The organism is Pseudomonas sp. FP597 (assembly GCF_030687435.1).
In the GTDB taxonomy this organism is placed as follows: domain Bacteria; phylum Pseudomonadota; class Gammaproteobacteria; order Pseudomonadales; family Pseudomonadaceae; genus Aquipseudomonas; species Aquipseudomonas lactucae.
Window position 1 is genome coordinate 185,259 of sequence record NZ_CP117432.1, and the last position, 19,751, is coordinate 205,009.

General features: G+C 54.9%; 11 protein-coding genes and 1 pseudogene. 11 read left to right on the forward strand and 1 reads right to left on the reverse strand.

Going from position 1 to position 19,751, the window contains the following annotated elements; genetic code table 11:
• Positions 1-13: 13 nt before the first annotated feature.
• The 8 genes from PSH66_RS00840 (at position 14) to PSH66_RS00875 (ending at position 16,159) form a co-directional block, all read left to right on the forward strand.
• Positions 14-9,445, forward strand: a complete 9,432-nt coding sequence (locus tag PSH66_RS00840) for a DUF637 domain-containing protein (protein ID WP_305428189.1) — start codon at positions 14-16, stop codon at positions 9,443-9,445.
• Positions 9,442-9,945: an Imm70 family immunity protein gene (locus PSH66_RS00845; RefSeq protein WP_305428190.1), complete on the forward strand. Its 504-nt coding sequence runs from the start codon at positions 9,442-9,444 to the stop codon at positions 9,943-9,945. The genes PSH66_RS00840 and PSH66_RS00845 overlap by 4 nt, the downstream gene beginning before the upstream one ends.
• 641 nt (positions 9,946-10,586) lie before the next feature.
• Positions 10,587-11,756: a Hint domain-containing protein gene (locus PSH66_RS00850; protein ID WP_305428191.1), complete on the forward strand. Its 1,170-nt coding sequence runs from the start codon at positions 10,587-10,589 to the stop codon at positions 11,754-11,756.
• A 2-nt stretch (positions 11,757-11,758) separates the two neighbouring features.
• Complete coding sequence (locus tag PSH66_RS00855) at positions 11,759-12,148, forward strand: SMI1/KNR4 family protein (RefSeq protein ID WP_305428192.1); 390 nt, start codon at positions 11,759-11,761, stop codon at positions 12,146-12,148.
• Positions 12,149-12,925: 777 nt separating this feature from the next.
• Positions 12,926-14,098 (forward strand): Hint domain-containing protein, encoded by a 1,173-nt coding sequence (locus tag PSH66_RS00860; protein WP_305428193.1) that lies wholly within the window; start codon positions 12,926-12,928, stop codon positions 14,096-14,098.
• Complete coding sequence (locus tag PSH66_RS00865; RefSeq protein ID WP_305428194.1) at positions 14,098-14,565, forward strand: hypothetical protein; 468 nt, start codon at positions 14,098-14,100, stop codon at positions 14,563-14,565. Before PSH66_RS00860 ends, PSH66_RS00865 begins: the two co-directional genes overlap by 1 nt.
• A 66-nt stretch (positions 14,566-14,631) precedes the next feature.
• Entirely contained in the window at positions 14,632-15,450 is an 819-nt protein-coding gene (locus PSH66_RS00870) for an imm11 family protein (protein ID WP_305428195.1), read from the forward strand.
• A gap of 232 nt (positions 15,451-15,682) precedes the next feature.
• Positions 15,683-16,159, forward strand: a complete 477-nt coding sequence (locus PSH66_RS00875; RefSeq protein WP_305428196.1) for a lytic transglycosylase — start codon at positions 15,683-15,685, stop codon at positions 16,157-16,159.
• Positions 16,160-16,518: 359 nt separating this feature from the next.
• Here PSH66_RS00875 and PSH66_RS00880 read toward each other — a convergent pair.
• Positions 16,519-16,794: pseudogene (locus PSH66_RS00880) on the reverse strand (IS4 family transposase); the annotation flags it as partial.
• A 127-nt stretch (positions 16,795-16,921) separates the two neighbouring features.
• Between PSH66_RS00880 and PSH66_RS00885 the strand changes: the two are divergent.
• The 3 genes from PSH66_RS00885 (at position 16,922) to PSH66_RS00895 (ending at position 19,721) form a co-directional block, all read left to right on the forward strand.
• A complete protein-coding gene (locus PSH66_RS00885; protein ID WP_305428197.1) occupies positions 16,922-17,479 on the forward strand; it encodes a hypothetical protein in 558 nt (185 codons plus the stop codon).
• Complete coding sequence (locus PSH66_RS00890) at positions 17,476-18,189, forward strand: hypothetical protein (protein ID WP_305428198.1); 714 nt, start codon at positions 17,476-17,478, stop codon at positions 18,187-18,189. Before PSH66_RS00885 ends, PSH66_RS00890 begins: the two co-directional genes overlap by 4 nt.
• A 146-nt stretch (positions 18,190-18,335) precedes the next feature.
• Positions 18,336-19,721, forward strand: coding sequence for an IS4 family transposase (locus PSH66_RS00895; protein WP_305428199.1), 1,386 nt, complete (start codon positions 18,336-18,338; stop codon positions 19,719-19,721).
• The last annotated feature ends 30 nt before the right edge of the window (positions 19,722-19,751 follow it).

Genomic DNA, 19,751 nt, shown 5'->3' on the forward strand with positions numbered 1-19,751 from the left:
CGAGAATCTGAAAATGGATGTTCGCCAATTTGCCTTCCTGGTCCGCCAACCTTCCGCTGTGTTGAAGCGTCGGGATTCGTTCCTCGGCCTGCCCAAGCGCGGCCTGGCGTTGATCCTGGCCAACGCGCTGTTCTGGCAGCCGCTGCTGGCCCAGGCCGAAGGCATCGTGGTCAGCGCGCCGGGCACCACCGTGGGCGCGGCGGGCAATGGCGTACCCGTGGTGAACATCGCCACGCCCAACGGCGCGGGCGTGTCCCATAACCAGTTCTCGGACTACAACGTCGGCCCCAACGGCGTGATCCTCAACAACGCCAACGGCGCCGTGACCAACACCCAGCTTGGCGGCTACATCGTCGGCAACCCGAACCTCAAGGGCGGCGCCGCGAACGTCATCCTCAACGAAGTCACCGGCGCCAACCCCAGCCAGTTACGCGGTTACACCGAAGTGGCGGGGCAGTCGGCCAAGGTCATTGTCGCCAACCCGTACGGCATCACCTGCAGCGGTTGCGGCTTTATCAACACCCCCAACGTCACCCTCACCACCGGCAAACCGGTGCTCGACGCGGCCGGCCAACTCAAGAGCTACCAGGTCGATGGCGGCGCCGTGACCATCGACGGCCAGGGCCTCAACGCCAGCGACGTCGACCGTTTCGAAATCATCACCCGCTCGGCCAAGATCAACGCGCAGATCAACGCACGCCAGCTCACCGTGATTGCCGGTCGCAATGACGTGGATGCACAAACCCTGAGCGCCACCGCACGCGCCGACGACGGCAGTGCCAAACCTGAGCTGGCCATCGACTCCAGCGCCCTGGGCGGCATGTATGCCGGCGCGATCAAACTGGTCGGCACCGAAGCCGGTGTGGGCGTGAAGCTCGACGGCACGCTCGCGGCCAGTGGCGGCGATATCCAGCTGGACGCCAATGGGCGCCTGAGCATGGCGCAGACGGCGGCCACCGCCGGCAACATCCGGGTCACCGCGCAGAACGTCGACCTCACGGACAAGGTCTACGCCGCCGGCAACGTCCAGGTCACCAGTGCCCAGGCGCTGGTCAACCAGAAGAGTGTGGCCGCCGGCCAACGCATCGACATCAATGCGGCCACGGTCAACAACTCCGGCATCATCGAAGCCGGCGTCGCCCCCGACAACACCCGCAATACCACCGGTGACCTGGTGGTGAACGCGCAAACCGTCACCACCAGCGGCAACCTGCTGGCCAGCCGCGCACTGGCGATCACCGCCGCGCAAGCGCTGACCAACCAGGGTGCGATCATCCAGGCCAAAACCGTCGACATCAGCAGCGCCAAACTGACCAACCAGGGCGCTACCGCACGCCTGTTCGGCGAACAGAGCCTGGCGATCAATTCGCCGGCCATCGTCAACCTCGGCGGCCTGATTCGTTTTGGTGACGGCCAGGCCGCAAGCCTCAACAGCGCCTTGCTGGATAACCGCCAAGGCCGCATAGAAATGGCCGGCGGCAGCCTGGTGCTCACCAGTGCCGACCTGAACAACAGCGGCGGGCAAATCATCGCCAACACCCTGACCGTGAACGCGGGCAGTCTCAACAACCAGAACGGCGTAGTGGTCGCCGGCGCTACCACGGTGAACGCCGCCTCGCTGGATAACAGCCTCAAGGGCCTGATCCAGGCCGACGCCGGCGCGCTCACCCTCAATGTCACCAACGCCTTCAACAACAGCCAAGGGTTTGCCCAGGCCAGCACCGACCTGAACCTCAACGCCGGCAGCCTCAGCAGCAACGCAGGCGGTGTGCTGAGCGCCGACACCGGCAAGCTCACCCTCGTGACCGCGCAACAGCTCAATAACGCACAGGGCCGTTTGCAGGCCGGGCAGGGCAATATCGAACTGCATGCCGCGAGCCTGGATAACCAGAGCGGCGTGATCGTCGGCAAACAACTGTTGCTCGACGTCGCTGGCGGCGATATCGACAACCGCGCCGGGCGCGTAGTGGGCGACCAGCTCGACGTGCGCGCTTCCGGTCTCGACAACCGTAATGCCGGCCTGTTGGCCGGCGGCATCCAGGGCGTGAGCCTGCTGCTCAAGGGCCCGGGCCAGTTGCTCAATGCCCAAGGCCGCATCCAGAGCGAAGGCCTGCTGCAACTGCGCGGTGAGCGCCTCGACAACAGCGCCGGCATCCTGCTTGGCCAAACGGTCGACGTGACGGCGCAGAGCTTCAACAACAGTGCCAAGGGCGCGTTGGTCAGCGATGGCGGCGACGTCACCCTCAACGTCAGCGACCTGCTGACCAACGTTGGCGGCGTGGTCGATGCCGGCGAGCGAAGCGTCCTGGTCAAGGCCCTCACCACCCTCAACAACGCCGGCGGCACCCTGCGCGGCATACGCCTGGATATCGCCGCCCAGCACCTGAACAACAACGACGGCGGCCAACTGCTGGCCGGCACCGGGGGCTTGAGCTACAGCGGCCAGGACCTGAGCAACCGCAAGGGCCTGATCCTCAGCGGCGGCGCCGTCACCCAGTTGACCACCGGCAGCCTCGATAACCAGGGCGGCACCGTGCAAGGCGATACCCTGACCGTCACCGCCGACAAGGTCGACAACGGCAGCGACGGCCTGATGGCAAGCCTGATCGGCAATCTGCAACTGACGGTCGAAACCCTGGCCAACCGTGGCGGCAAACTGTTCGGCAAAGAACAAGTCACCGTCAGCGGCGCCACCCTCGACAACAGCGCGGGCGGCCAGATCAGCGGCAACCTGCTCACCCTCACCTCACGCGACACCCTGACCAACCGTGGCGGCCTGATCGAGGCCAACCAGGGCCTGACCGTCAGCGGCGGCAACCTCGACAACAGCGCGAGTGGTCAACTGCGCGCCTTGAACGGCGTCACCAGCAGCCTCAACCTCAGCGGCGCCGTCAATAACCAGAACGGCATTCTCGAATTCGGCAGCCAAGGCTTCAGCCTCGACGCCGCCAGCCTGAACAACCAGGCCGGCCTGTTGCAGCACGCCGGCAGTGGCCTGTTCCGCATCAATACCGCCAGCCTCACCGGCAGCCAGGGCACCATCAACGGCATGGGCACCGCCGACTGGGCCTTCGGCAAAGTCGATGGCCTGGGCCGTGTGCAACTCAACGAAGTCCTCACCTACAAAAGCGCCCAGGGCCTGAGCCTCAAGGTCGGCGACCGCATGGCCAGCGGCAAGGGCTTGATCCTCGACGTGGCCAGCCTGGACAACGGTGGCGAACTGCTCAGCGACGGTGACCTGAGCATCACCACCGGCGACATGACCAACAGCGGCCGCGTATCGGCCCTGCAAACACTCACTGTGACAGCCAATAACCTCAGCCAGAACGGCGGCCGCCTGGCGGGTACCAACACCCGTCTGAGCCTGACCGGCACCCTCGACAGCCTCGGTTTCCTCACCGCGCGTCAGCAGCTGGATATCGCGGCGGCGCAGATCAATAACCGTGGCGCCTTGGGCGCCCAGGGCGCGGTGAACCTCACCGCCGTGAATGGCATCACCAACGCCGCCGATTCGCTGCTGTTCAGCGGCGGCGACATGACCTTGCGCGGTAATGGTTTCAGCAACCTGTATGGCGATGTCTACAGCAAGGGCAATTTGAGTTTTGCTGCACGCGATGGCGGGCGTGCTGTGCTGTTCAGCAACCGCTCCGGCACCGTGGAAAGCGAAGGCTCGATCGGCATCAATGCAGGCTTTATCGAAAACGCCAAGGATGAGTTCGAACTCGGGCAGACGCTGACCACCGGCAGCTTGAGTTGGATCTGTTACCAGCACTGCGGTGAGAAAGACAACTGGGAACGTGGCGACATCACCATCTACGAGACGTACCTTGAGGCGGCGACCAAGGATTCGGTAGCGGCGCGCCTGGTAGCGGGCAAAAACATGCTGCTGCAAGGCGACAATGTACAGAACCGCTACAGCCTGATGGCTGCCAATGGCGACCTGAGTATTACCGCCGGTGACCTGCTGAACCAGGGTGCCGCGACGCGCACAGGGCAGCGTAAGCTTGTCGTCGCCACGCCAGGTCACGTTTCTGATGATTTGTTTGAACGCATGCAATATGTCGACGTTCCCGCTTTCAATGCGGCCACGGCGGCTGGGCATTTCGATAAGGCGCGCTTCGAAGAACTGAAAAACCGCTCACCCAATATCTGGCCTTTCGCCCACTCAAGCGACGTCACCACCTGGACCGATAACAGCGGCCCCGGCTACAACGCCACGATGCAAGCCGGTGGCACCGTCAACCTCAACGTCACCCGCACCCTGCAAAACGGCACGCTGCATAACAACACCCTGGCCCAGTTGACCGGCACCCTTGGCGATGACCAGACCGGCATCCCCGTCGGTGGCATCAACATCAATCTGAGCAAACACGCCAACGACCCGAGCGCCCAGGCGCCCGGCAGCGTATTGCCTGTGGCCGGCGTTGCACCTGGCGGCGGCTTCGTGCCCGTGGACTACACCGGCACCGCCTTCGCCCCGGTCGACCCCACCACCGCGCCCAACTTCCAGCTGCCCAAGGGCGAGTACGGCCTGTTCGTTAAAAATCCTGACCCGACCAGCCACTACCTGATCGAGACCAACCCCGAGTTCGCCTCCCTCACGGGCTTCTTCAGCTCCGACTACATGCTCGGCAAACTCGGCTTCACCAGCGATAACGCCTGGCGCCGCCTCGGCGATGGCCAATACGAAACCCGCCTGATCCGCGACGCCGTGCTCGCCCAAACCGGCCAACGCTTCCTCGCCGGCGGCCTGACCAGCGACGCCGACCAGTTCCGCTACCTGATGGACAACGCCCTCGCCAGCAAAGACGCCCTGCGCCTGAGCCTCGGCGTAACCCTCACCAGCCAGCAAGTCGGCGCCCTGACCCACGACATTGTGTGGATGGAAAACCGCGTGGTCGACGGCCAGACCGTCCTCGTGCCGGTGCTCTACCTGGCCCAGGCCGAGTCGCGCAACGTGCGCGGCAACAGCCTGATCCAGGGCCGCGACCTCAACCTGTTCACCGGCGGCGACCTGATCAACGTCGGCACCCTGCGCGCCAGCAACAACCTCTCTGCCACTGCCGCCGGCAGCCTCTACAACGGCGGCCTGATCGAAGCCGGCAACAACCTGACGTTGCTGGCCCAAGACAGCATCCGCAACGCCATGGCCGGTGAAATTCGCGGCAAGCAAGTGAGCATGGCCGCAGTCCGAGGTGACATCACCAACGACAACACCGCCATCCAGGTGCGCGACGGCGCCGGCATGCGCACCCTCACCGACACCAGCGCCGGCACCATCGTTGCGCGCGAAAACCTCGCGATGGACGCCGGGCGTGACATGACCAGCCGCGGCACCCTCACCGCCGGCAACGACGCCAACCTCACCGCCGGGCGCGACCTCAACCTCATCGCCGCCAGCGACACCAGCGTCAAGCACGAAACCCGTGAACGCGGCGAAAAATCCACCATCACCACCGACGTCAAAAACCTCGCCGCCACCGTCACCGCGGGCGGCAACCTGAACATGAAGGCCGGGCAAGACGTCAACATCATCGGCAGCACTGCCACCGCCGGCAAAGACTTCAACGTCGACGCCGGACGTGACTTCAACGTGTCGTCGGTCAGCGATGTGCACAACGTCGAGGGCAAGGAAAAGCACGGCAAGAAACGCATCAAGACAGCGGACGAGCAGACCACCCAAGTGGCGAGCGTGCTGACGGCGGGTGGGAATTTCACCAGCCAGGCCGGGCGTGACACCACGATTGTGGCGAGCAGGATCAGTGCGGGGAATGAGGCTTATCTGTATAGCGGGGATAAGTTGAATTTGCTGGCGGCGCAGAACAGCACGCATACCTTGTATGACATGAAGGAGAACGGAGGCTGGGGGGCGAAAAAAGCCAAGCGTGACGAAGTCACCCAGACCACCAACGTCGGCACCGAAATCAAAACCGCCGGCAACCTGACGCTGGTCAGCAACGGCGACCAGCGTTACCAGGTCGCCAAGCTCAATAGCGGCAACGACCTGATTTTGAAAAGCGGCGGGGCCATCACCTTCGAAGGCGTGAAGGACTATCACGACGAGAGCCATACCAAGAGCAAGAGCAACATGGCTTGGTTCTCGATGAAGGGCAAAGGCAAGACCGATGAAACCTTGCGTCAGAGTGAGCTGGTAGCACAGGGTCAAACCGTCATCCAGGCCGTCAACGGCTTGAAAATCGACATCAAGCAAGTCGACCAGCAAACCGTCAGCCAGACCATCGACGCGATGGTCAAGGCCGACCCGCAATTGGCTTGGATCAAAGAGGCCGAAAAGCGCGGGGATGTAGATTGGCGGCAGGTTAAAGAGCTGCACGACTCGTTCAAATACAGCAATTCGGGCATGGGCCAGGGTGTAATGCTGGCGATCATTATTATCGTGACCGTGCTGACGGCAGGCGGTGCGAGTGCGATGGCTGGCTGGGCAGCAGGCGCGACAGCGGGCTCAGGGACTGCCATGGCCGCCGGCACCGCAGCCGTTGCAGCGACCAGTACGTCGGCGGCGGTTGCAGCCACAAGTGCGGGGCTCGGTAACATGATGGCCACCGCCGCACTGACCTCGCTGGCCAGTACCGGTGCTGTGAGCACGATCAACAACAAAGGCAACATCGGCCTTGCGCTCAAGGACACCTTCAGCAGCAGCAGCCTCAAGAACGCCGCCATCGCGGGGCTGGCAACCGGGGCGTTGAACTACGCAGACAGTACTTGGTTCAAGGGCGCTAGCCCGGCCGACGGTGCGGGTGCCAAAGTCACTACGGCGGGGCCGGTGCAGAACCCGGGCTATTCCAATGAATGGCTCAGTTGGCAGAAAGCGCAGGATGCGGTACTGCGCGGCGGCACCCATGCCGTCATCGGAAGTGGCATCTCTACCGCCATCAACGGCGGCAGCTTGAAAGACAATCTGGGCTCCGCCTTGGTGTCGCAAGGTTTCGACATGGTTGTCTCCGCCGGTGACAAGGGCCTTGGCGACTTCGCGGACTACATGGACTTGAGCCCAGGTTCGGCAGAGAAGGTCTTTCTGCATGCGATGTTGGGTGGCACGCTTGTAGCCGCTCGAGGGGGTGACTTCAAGACCGGCGCCATTGCCGCCGGTGCGGCTCAAGGCTTGACAGCGATTGCGAACGAGAACCTCGGTAAGTACCTGGATGAGCGTTTCGCAAAAGATGATCAATTCAAAGTCGCCACCGCGCAACTCATCGGTATTGCGGCCGCGTCTCTGGTTAACGGTGACCCGAATGATGCCGCTTGGGTGGCGGGGAATGTTGAACGTTACAACGAGCAACTGCACCCACGAGCCGCAGACCTGATCAAAGAACAAGCGCCAAAAATGGCGGCGGACCTAAAGATCACTCAGGAAGAGGCTGAGCGGCGCATGGCGGTTGCGCTGGTTTACTACACCGATGATCGTTGGAGCAAATCAATCCCGGCTGAAGATGCAAGCAAGATCGATACAGCAACCTTGCAGCACTTAGGTGTGGCTCTGGCCCCAATTGCGAATAACTACGCCCGAACCGATGCGTCCGCAGACGGAAGCCGGCGTGGATACAGTGGCAATGAGACGGCGGCGTTAATTATTGACTTCAAGGACACGCGCCCGTCTGCCTACCAAGACAGCGATAGAAACATCGATTACCTGGGTGACCCTAAACGGTACAAATCCCAAGGGACGGTAGATTTTTACAAGACTAATCTGGACTACAGTGGCAAACCGACTGACTACGTCGAGCTGGCCAAGGGTGGAGCCGCAGGGGCAGGTCGCGCTCTGTGGGGAGGGGTGTTGGGCATTGTCAAGGTGGGGCTGGAGCTATCAGAAAATCGTCCGCTGGTGGCCACCGACGCCATCCTGGGCCCAATACTCGACCCTTCGAACGATGCAATTGATCAAGCATCCACCCGGCAGGCGGGTAGGAAATTTGTCTCTGACTATCAAGGCAACAGCTATGAATCCGCCGCGCAAGTCACAGAAATCGGCAGCTCTGTAGCGGCTAATTTCACTCCAGCAGGGGCTTGGGCAAAACTCGGGATGCTTGGAAAGGCAGGCGAGGCCTCTACCCTCGTAAGAGCTGACGGTGCACTCATAGCGCGAAGCGAGTCGGTCGCCGGTTTGACCAGCGTCGGCCGGCAGGAAGCGCTTGGCAGCAGCGGCATCGCACGCGTCGCGGATGACGTGCCCAACTATGGCCTGAGCCCCAACAGCCTTGACTCGGCAGTGCGGTTCGAGCGCACAGGCGCCAATGCGACAGCGCCGACAACCTCGCTTGGGAAATACGAGCAGACCGCCTACACCGGTGATGTGGGCGGCTACGCCAGGGCCGATGACCTGTTCGCGACCAGACGCAACGACGTCATCCTCACGAACTACAAAGAGCCTTGCTGCTTCGCGGCAGGCACCAAAGTCTCGACCCCCAACGGCGACCGCACCATCGAGTCGCTCAAAGTCGGCGACGTGGTCTGGAGCAAACCCGAAAAAGGCGGCAAACCCTTCGCCGCTAAAATTCTGGCCACCCATCAGCGCTCCGACCAACCGATTTACCGCCTTAAGCTGAAAAGTGTTCGCGCAGACGGTAAAGCCGAAGGCGAGACCCTGCTGGTTACACCGGGTCACCCGTTCTACGTACCGGCCAAGCGCGACTTCATACCGGTTATCGATCTTAAACCGGGAGATCTGCTGCAATCCCTGGCCGATGGCGACACGGACAACACGTCGTCTGAAGTGGAGTCGCTGGAGCTTTACTTGCCGGTGGGCCAGACCTTCAACCTGACGGTGGATGTGGGGCACACGTTCTACGTTGGGGATTTGAAGACGTGGGTGCACAATACGGGGCCGTGTTGGTTGCCGGAGGGGTATTTTGGTGCAAATGGGGCAGGCGAAGCCGTTGCATCAAAAGGCTCTGCCTCTGCACCAGGGGCCACTTCGAAGGGTGTATATAGCGACGAGCTGTCTGCAAGCGGCAATCGGGGGCCGATTTCTGTTGATAGCGCTGCGGATTTTGGTAGCGCTACCGGAAAAGTAGATGGTCTTGCTTCTACGGGGACACCTGTTCGTCCCTCACCCCAAAAGTCTGAGAATGATGTCGGCGTTGATCTTGGAACTGGAGCTCGACCACAAATCAGTTATAAAAACGGACAAGAAGTCCCTTACGGCACTTCGGGTAGTGTTCGTCCAGATTGGTGTGTAGGTAACGTATGCAGCGTTGAAGTGAAGAACTACAATATTGCAAAAAATCAAAACGGGTTAATTAGTAATGTTTCCAAACAAGCTCTTCAGCGAGCTGAGAATTTACCCCAAGGAATGCAGCAGCAAGTCGTCATCGATATTCGAGGGCAAGCTGTTACGCCTATGCAACGTGCGCAAATCGTCCGTGGAATAGTTGATAAGTCAAATGGAGCAATATCTCCCTCATCCATTAGGTTTAAAGCAGAATGAAAAAAAATGTAGGTGTTCTTGCCGCAATGACAATATCTGTCTTAGGCTCAGTCTCTGACGTTGACTGTTTTTTTAAGTCAGTTGTTTTTTTCCTTGAGGATGGTAAAAAAGGAAGTAAATACCCCTTGGTTACAGAGAAGCTTTATTGCCGCTCTTTAAAAAAAAACGAATTGGCTGAGTTAAAGGTGAGTTTAAAAAGCGTAATGTCTGAGTTTGATAAAATTCCTGCAGGTAATTTTGATATAAGCGCTTTTGGGCTAGATAAGGAAAATACTCGCTTGCTTTTGAACGGTAATACTCTGGCCGACGTTTTTTCTCGCTTCTTCGAAGTTATTCTTGAGGCTATCGAATGTTCAGATGTTTTCTATAAAGAATTTAACGAGTACGTCCCTTTAAGAATTGGCTTCACCGACGCGCCTGACTACATTTTTGATGTGAGCCGTTCCGAAGACTTGTATGAATCTCTTGCTTCTGACGAGTTACCGTTCTGGCGTCGCTAATTTGTAGAAAATCTAATTTTTACATGGGGAAAGGAAAAAATACGGCGGAAAAAAGAGGGCGGATTTATTTAAAAGGCCTGAGCTAAATAAACCTGTCCCGAAGAAATTTTCGAAGAAACTTACTTAATCACTTTTCGAGTGGATCATTCCTCCTGATCTCGGCCCTTGCTGGTCGACGCGTTTTCATCAGGAGGTCAAAGGGGAAAGATCTATTTGCTCGTGGAACCGTTTCGGTGAAAAACAGATACAGTACATATTTCTGTTTTTAAAGTTTATAAAACTAGTCTGAAGTAGCTCTTTAAAAACTTGGCTTTTATTTTTGTCTTCCTGATCACCGGCGGCGACCTGATCAACGTTGGTACCCTACGCGCCAGCAACAATCTCTCCGCCGTCAGCAGCGGCAGCATCTACACCGGTGGCCTTGTCGAACCCGGCAGGCGGGTAGGAAATTTGTCTCTGACTATCAAGGCAACAGCTATGAATCCGCCGCGCAAGTCACAGAAATCGGCAGCTCTGTGGCGGCTAATTTCACTCCAGCAGGGGCTTGGGCAAAACTCGGGATGCTTGGAAAGGCAGGCGAGGCCTCTACCCTTGTAAGAGCTGACGGTGCACTCATAGCGCGAAGCGAGTCAGTCGCCGGTTTGACCAGCGTCGGCCGGCAGGAAGCGCTTGGCAGCAGCGGCATCGCACGCGTCGCGGATGACGTCCCCAGCTATGGCCTGAGCCCCAACAGCCTTGACTCGGCAGTGCGGTTCGAGCGCACAGGCGCCAATGCAACAGCGCCGACAACCTCGCTTGGGAAATACGAGCAGACCGCCTACACCGGTGATGTGGGCGGCTACGCCAGGGCCGATGACCTGTTCGCGACCAGACGCAACGACGTCATCCTCACGAACTACAAAGAGCCTTGCTGCTTCGCGGCAGGCACCAAAGTCTCGACTCCCAACGGCGACCGCACCATCGAGTCGCTCAAAGTCGGCGACGTGGTCTGGAGCAAACCCGAAAAAGGCGGCAAACCCTTCGCCGCTAAAATTCTGGCCACCCATCAGCGCTCCGACCAACCGATTTATCGCCTCAAACTGAAAAGTGTTCGCGCAGACGGTAAAGCCGAAGGCGAGACCCTACTGGTTACACCGGGTCACCCGTTCTACGTACCGGCCAAGCGCGACTTCATACCGGTTATCGATCTTAAACCGGGTGATCTGCTGCAATCCCTGGCCGATGGCGATACCGACAATACGTCGTCTGAAGTGGAGTCGCTGGAGCTTTACTTGCCGGTGGGCCAGACCTTCAACCTGACGGTGGACGTGGGGCACACGTTCTACGTTGGGGATTTGAAGACGTGGGTGCACAATACGGGGCCGTGTTGGTTGCCGGAGGGGTATTTTGGCGGTAGAGGTGACTCCAAACTCGCAAATATCGAAGTCGATGTGGCCAGAGGTGCAGACGCGACCGCTAACAGCGCCGCCAAAAGCTCAGTACCTCCCGTTGCTATCGATCTCCCGGAAGGAAGTTTTTCGATTTCCGATTGGACAGGCTACCCAGCGGGCGTCCCGGTACCGCAAGGGCCCTTCAGATTATTGGAGGGGGCAGAGTATAATGCCGCCAGAAATGCGGCCAACAAGGCTAATAGCACTTTCCGCCGAGAACAAGGACTTATAGGTGAGCCTGTAGACGTGCATGAAATTAACCCGGTGAAATTTGGCGGAAGTCCGACCGAGTCCACCAACAAAGTTATTCTGCCTCGCGATGTTCATAGGCAGCAGGTAACTCCATGGTGGAATCAATTGCAGAAAGACCTAGGAAGATAGCAATGGGATATGATCTGACAGAGGGGCAACTCAATGGTCCGGCTGAAATTTCGGCTGTTAATGGTCTGTCAACACGCTTGGGAGTCGCGCTTCCTGAGAGTTATATTAACTTCCTCAAGAAGCATGACGGCGGCGAAGGCTTCATTGGCGACAACTACATCATTTTTTGGAGAGCGGAAGAATTAGCCGATTTCAATTGCGAATATGATGTCGAGACATATGCGCCGGGAATCATTTTGTTCGCTTCTAACGGAGGAGGGGAGGGGTATGGATTCGACACCGAGGATGCAGCAATGCCCATAGTGCGCATCCCGTTCGTAGGCATGGATCGGCAGTCCGCCATTCTGGTAGCGCGCGACCTCCTTGATCTATTTGCTCGATTGGCAGACTGAAATGAGTGGCCTGAATGAGCACTCACGCCCCAAGGGCATGGAGTTATTCGAGATTACGCCGATTATTCTTGGTGGTGATCCCACTAACCCTGAGAACAAAACTTGGTTGACGAGACAGCAGCACTTTGAAGCAGTACGCTACTGGAATAAAATTATTAGCAGTCTGCGTAAGGAAAGGGAATAGATGTATATAGAGAGAGGGGGAGATTTTTATTTAAATAAATTTTAGTTGAAATAAAGCTGTTTTGAATGAAACTTGCTTAAATACTTTTCGAGTGGCTCATTCTCCCTGACCTCGGCCCTTGCTGGTCGACGCGTTTTCATCAGGAGGTCAAAGGGGAAAGATCTATTTGCGCGTGGACGCATTTCGGTGAAAAAACAAATACAGAACATAATTTGTGTTTTTAGAGTTTATAAAACTGGTCTGAAGTAGCTCTTTAAAAACTTGGCTTTTATTTTGTCCCTAATCACCGGCGGCGACCTGATCAACGTTGGTACCCTACGCGTCAGCAACAATCTCTCCGCCGTCAGCAGCGGCAGCATCTACACCGGTGGCCTTGTCGAACCCGGCAGGCGGGTAGGAAATTTGTCTCTGATTATCAAGGCAACAGCTATGAATCCGCCGCGCAAATCACAGAAATCGGCAGCTCTGTGGCGGCTAACTTCACTCCAGCAGGAGCCTGGTCAAAACTCGGGATGCTTGGGAAGGCAGGCGAGGCCTCTACCCTCGTAAGAGCTGACGGTGCACTCATAGCGCGAAGCGAGTCAGTCGCCGGTTTGACCAGCGTCGGCCGGCAGGAAGCGCTTGGCAGCAGCGGCATCGCACGCGTCGCGGATGACGTGCCCAACTATGGCCTGAGCCCCAACAGCCTTGACTCGGCAGTGCGGTTCGAGCGCACAGGCGCCAATGCGACAGCGCCGACAACCTCGCTTGGGAAATACGAGCAGACCGCCTACACCGGTGATGTGGGCGGCTACGCCAGGGCCGATGACCTGTTCGCGACCAGACGCAACGACGTCATCCTCACGAACTACAAAGAGCCTTGCTGCTTCGCGGCAGGCACCAAAGTCTCGACCCCCAACGGCGACCGCACCATCGAGTCGCTCAAAGTCGGCGACGTGGTCTGGAGCAAACCCGAAAAAGGCGGCAAACCCTTCGCCGCTAAAATTCTGGCCACCCATCAGCGCTCCGACCAACCGATTTACCGCCTTAAGCTGAAAAGTGTTCGCGCAGACGGTAAAGCCGAAGGCGAGACCCTACTGGTTACACCGGGTCACCCGTTCTACGTACCGGCCAAGCGCGACTTCATACCGGTTATCGATCTTAAACCGGGAGATCTGCTGCAATCCCTGGCCGATGGCGATACCGACAACACGTCGTCTGAAGTGGAGTCGCTGGAGCTTTACTTGCCGGTGGGTCAGACCTTCAACCTGACGGTGGACGTGGGGCACACGTTCTACGTTGGGGATTTGAAGACGTGGGTGCACAATACGGGGCCGTGTTTTTTGCCGGAGGGGTATTTTGGCGGAGCCACGCCTTCGAAAACGGCAGTACAAGAGCTTGAGGTGGACGCGTTAAAAAGTCTTAAGGCAAGGGAAGTGGTAGGAGATCGTCTAGAACATGACCATATACCCTCAATTGCTGCGTTGCGTACGTCGAAAGAAGCAGAATTAGGCCGTCCGCTTACAGATGCGGAATATAGAGTTCTTTATCAAAACTCGACAGCTGTGGAGGTTCCGAGAGAGGTGCACATCGCTGGTCGTACCTATGGCGGGAAAAATACTCCTGCGCAGATTCAACAAGATGCAGCCGACCTGTGCGGAGCAGTGTGCCGTGACACAGAAAAACTGAGGATAAATTTGAGTATCCGAGGCTACGACTCGAAACTAGTGGATGAAACCATTCAAAAAATCGTTGAGAGAAACCGTAAGACTGGGGTTATTAAATAATGAACAGTTGGTCAGATTTTATTCAAGCTCTTGGTCAAGATGAAGGTGGGCCGATAGTGACGGAGTTATGCCGAAAACTGGGCGAATTACCAGTTATTACAGAAACGCCGGATAGCTATAACGATCCGATGGGGAAGACGAGGTTTTATAAGTTTATTAAAACCGGAATTGAGTTTGGGTTTCGTGCCGGAAAGTTAAATCATATTCATTTTTTTATTCAAGATCATGAAGGCTATGCCGCGTATAAAGGTGATGTGATTGATCGAATTGGTAAGCTCTGGAATGTACAAACTGTCCTTGAGGAGTTAGGTCCTGCTGACAAAGCGGCACCAGGCAGAGTAGACATGCTAATTGGCTATATTCAGCAGTGGCTTAAGTATGAGCTCAAGACGCATGCAGTACGTATGGAATTTTCTAAAAACGGCGACTTATGGAAGGTGACATTAATTTCGAATTTTAATGGGTGAATACAGAAAAGGGAAAAAGAAAGGTAAAGAAAGGTAAAGGGGACGGATTTATTTAGGCGTGGCGTGGTGTTGGTTGGTAAGTCATTAAATAAATCTGTCCCTTTTGTACTGTCCCTTTTGTACTTTCAAAAAAGAAAGGGGACGGATTTATTTAAACGAGCTGAGTTAAAAGAAACTTTGTCCCCTTTCTCCTTTTATTCGTTTACTGTGACGAGGACATTGAAAGGGATTAAAATAGAGGCAGTAATCGTGGGTAGTGAAGTTATAAATGGCTCACGAGGGACTGAGATGAAATATTATCTAATGCGGCAAGATGTGACTGTCTGTGATAAGTGGAAACTTGGGGGCGTACATCATGTAAATAACTGGCACTTTAGTGATCCTCCAGTTAATTTCATGGAGGCAGGAACGTATACTCTTGATGTCAAAGTCGACGGTAAAGAGGTTGATTATTCCCTCGCTGGATATGCGAGTGTTCCCGTCTTAAGCGAGAAAGCACGAAATTCGCTCGCCGGCTTGCAAGAGGTTGATGAGCCTTATCGAAATGTCGTTTTTGCGCCAGTTGAAATAAATAATAAAAAAGTTTGTCATAATTATTTCTTAATGATCATCGAAACGCAAATTGATTGTGTAGATGAAAAAAACTCGCGCTTCAAAAAATTTGAAATTAATGATCCTGTTAGGCCAGATATGGCCGGCAATTACCGTGCCTTTTACAATTTGGTAATTGACCGGGATAAGGTGGGGTCAAGTCATATTTTTAGGTTAAAAAAATATTTGGGCGCGGTCATTGTTAGTGAGGAAGTGAAACGGCGGTTTATGGCAGCTGGTGTTGTCGGCGCCCTGTTTGACTCTGTCAATGGTGATCAAGAAACCGCTACCTAGTTGGCCGAATAGTGGCGGAAGTGAAGTGGTCATACTTTGGGCGGAGAGTTTTTAGAGGATTTAAGAATAAAAGGAAGCAGGAAGGGATAGGCCAGATTTATTTGAATTTGATGAGGCAGTACAGATGCAAATTAAATAAGGCTGTCCCCTTTTAAGCTATACCTCAGTCGATTCTTGATGCTGCGAATAAGGCTGGAGTCATTATCAGAGATGTCAATGGGAAGGTGTACTGATGGGGTTGTCGGTGTTTTATTGTAATAACTGGTTTCGTCTCAAACGTATTGCTATCGGTCCGATGAACGAGCAGGCGGCTAGGGCGAAACACCTGGCAGGTAAGTCATATGTGGCTTTGATAGGCTCTGACTCACAACCCTCATGTTTTGTAGAGATGTTGATAGATAAAAAAATGGTTGGGGTAGGTTTTCTGGACGATAAAGGTCGCGAATATCTTACTTATCAATTTAAGTATATTGATGCGGAAAAGCTATTTTTGACCATGGCAACACATCGCGAGTATTACGGGGACGAAGATAAAGTAGTTTCTGGAACGAGCTACATTTTTAAGGAAAATGGTGAGCTGATCATACGCCGCGAGGGGTTTAATCCCCATAATTTGGAAAAATCTAAATCGACGTTTGATCCCGTTGGTAACTACGAAAATGCTCCTGAATTCGGTAAATACTCCGGTGTTGTTAAATTAAATAGATGAAATTCTAGTTTCAGGAAGAAAACTGGATCGATTTATTTTGAATTCGAGGTAGCGGTAGAAAAGCCAATTAAATAAATTTGTCCATTTTCTCTATAAACGGTTATGTGGATAAAATTACGTATAGCTCGACGTGCCAAACGGCTGTTGGAAAAGAGTGGTTGCCCACGGACGTTGGGGGGCATATTCAAACTTGTCAATTTGGATAAAAGTGATAAAAGGAGACAGATTTTGGTCTGACCCAGGTTTGTCCATTAGCAGCGGCAGGCAAGTCATCGCGACAAAAAAGCAAAAAAGAGCAAAAAAGGGGACGGATTTATTTGAATAAGTTTGAGATTAAATAAATCTGTCCCGAATGGCACTTACTTAACCTTCTTCGGGTGTCCATTTTTCCTGACCTCGGCCCTGGCCGCCGAACGCTTCTGCATCAGCATCGGTTAAGGCTTGGGCCTTCGCTTTATGGCACGAGGCTCAATGCGCCCAGTCCGGTTTCCCACACGTTTCCTGGCGATCAATTTGAGCAAATTCTGGGCCCCATCGCCTCGTGCATCGGCACCGTACTGGCACATCGCAAGGCATAATTGAAGGCTATGTTTGAAGCTCAGCTGTCGCGGCAAACAATCAGCTAATAGCGCTGATTAGGCCATTACCATCCAATTCGAAGCTCCGGCTGACGGGTATCCTGATGCAAAAGAGGCAGAGGCATTAGTTAATGCTGAAAAGGCCGCTTTGGAGCGCATCGGAGGCAACCCGAAAGGGCCTGATTTGACGGAGAAACTGCCTAATTCGGTACTTGATCAGCAAGGTGCAAAAAGGCTTGGAGGTGAGGTTGATGACTTACTGCCAAACCTCAATACCCGCGTACTTACCGAGACTGAAGCAAGAGCCTTGGGTGGTGAGAATAAAGGTCTGATTTATGTTGCTGAAGGTCCGAAAGGAAAGCCGGCTGCGCAGGACTTTCAGGCCGGTACCAATGGCGCGTTCAGTGATTTAACTACAGGTAAAGGAGGGGTGCCGGCTCTGCGCTATACCAATCCCAACGACAAAGGTGTAAATTTCGTTAAGTTTGACGGAATTGAGGCGACTGTTGATGGTTCATCCGTTATGTTAATTGATGCAAAGACAAAATTGGCTATTTGGAGCCCTTCAACGCAAAAGTCGGTTATGGATACTTTGCAGCGTGTGAAAGCCGCCGTGGAACAGAATCCTGGGTATAAAGTTGTATATGAGTTTCCGAATCAAAAAGTTGAGGCACAGGCCAAGGCTTTTATTCGTTCCAATGGTTTTGATAAAATTGTTAGTACTAGGACAAGAGCCCCATGAGTGCAGCAGATATAGAACTATGGATTCACGCACGTCCTGACAGAACTCTATCTATTAGCCAGCGACATGCTGATGTAATGGATAGGATGTCTCGGATCGGTGCACCTTTAGGCTTCGCAGGTCTTGAGCTTCCGGATACCCCGGATTGCGGCGACGGGTTGGTTGCTACCTATACAGTTAAGCTTCCGATCAGAGGGCTCCGGTTTGTGGGGGACTATGCGTATCGTGGTGATCGATACGTATATGAAGATATGGCCTCCTATGACGAGCACTTGCGTTTCGGGTTTAAGATATCAAACAAAGCTATTAATTATGCCGTTGTCTTGAATGAGTATTTTCCGAATGTGGTTGAGGCGTTCAGAGGGTATAAGGCTCACGTATCCTATGATCTGTATGGTCTGTATTATCAAGGGGGACTAAACGATGATAATTCAATTTATAACGGGTTGCGTGAGGACAAAACTGTAGATGTTGATGGGCGCAACAATATCTATACGCTCTATCCTGCCCAGTTCTGGGATGCGACTCTTTGTCAGCGTGCTCTAGGTTATGGCCCTGATGAAGTAATTGCACGACTGCAAGGCATGTGTCGTATGGCGGTACGTCTGATGGATGGGGTTTATTTAGTTCTTAACGATGACCCGAATATGTCATATGAAAATTTTTTAAAAATGAATGAGCAGTTCAAGCCAATCTTGGGGCTGGTCTAGGACAGAAAACGCAGAAAGGGGACAGATTTGAATGGCACTTACTTAACAGGTAACCCTCTGATCCTGCTGAAAAAATTGAAAAAGGCTGGCCTTGGTCTACGGTGATAGTTGCGAACACACACCAATAGAACAAGGACACAGCCCGCGTGAATCGTAGACGTCAAATCGTCAATCATCAACAGCAGCGCATTCATCAGCACGCCAAAAACAGCAATGCTCCAGCATTCTTCAAGTTGCTCGCCGACCCAGAGCTGCTACAGCGTGTCGAGCCCGTGATGCCCAAGCATCGTCAACGGTTGTTCACACCAACCGAGACCCTGTCGATGTTTCTGGCCCAGGCCATGAATGCCGACCGTTCTTGCCAGAATGCCGTGAATGACTTCTCGATCAAACGTTGCTGCGATGGATTGAAGCCCAACAGCGTGTACACCGGCGCTTATTGCAAAGCACGGGCGCGGTTGCCGGTAGAAATGGTTTCAACGTTGTTGCGCTCCACGGGATCATCAATGAGTCACAACGCGCCACCATCATGGCGCTGGATGGGGCGCCCAGTGCGTCTAGTGGATGGCACCACGGTGACCATGCCGGACACCACGGCCAACCAAAATGCCTATCCGCAGTCTCGTGGCCAGAAAGTCGGGTTGGGTTTCCCCATCTGCCGTTTGGTGGGGATCATTTGCCTGGCCAGCGGTGCCGTTTTAGATGCCTCGCTGGGGCGCTTTCGGGGCAAGGGTGGCGATGAGCAGACACTGCTCAGAACGATGCTCGACACGCTTAATCGAGGCGACGTTGTGTTGGGCGACGCCTACTACGCGACGTACTTTTTGCTGTGTGAACTGCATCGTCGTGGAATCGACGGTGTATTCGAACAATACGGTGCCAGGCGGCGCAGTACGGACTTTCAACTAGGGCAATCACTGGGATCGGAAGATCATTTGGTGGTGTTGAAAAAGCCCAAGCAACGGCCTTCCTGGATGAGCCAAACTTATTACGACGATGTACCTGAAACACTGACAGTACGTGAACTGAAAACCGGCGGAAAAATCCTGGTAACCACCTTGAAGTGCCCACAACAAGCATCCAAGGCAGCGCTAAAATCACTGTACAAAGACCGCTGGCATGTTGAGCTGGACTTGCGCAATCTCAAGACAACGTTGGGGCTTGAAACGCTGAGCTGCAAGACGCCTGACATGGCCGTCAAAGAGTTATGGATGTATCTGCTGGCGCACAATTTGATTCGGATGGTAATGGCCCAATCAGCGCTATTAGCTGATTGTTTGCCGCGACAGCTGAGCTTCAAACATAGCCTTCAATTATGCCTTGCGATGTGCCAGTACGGTGCCGATGCACGAGGCGATGGGGCCCAGAATTTGCTCAAATTGATCGCCAGGAAACGTGTGGGAAACCGGACTGGGCGCATTGAGCCTCGTGCCATAAAGCGAAGGCCCAAGCCTTACCCGATGCTGATGCAGAAGCGTTCGGCGGCCAGGGCCGAGGTCAGGAAAAATGGACACCCGAAGAAGGTTAAGTAAGTGCCATTCAAATCCGTCCCCTTTTTTCGG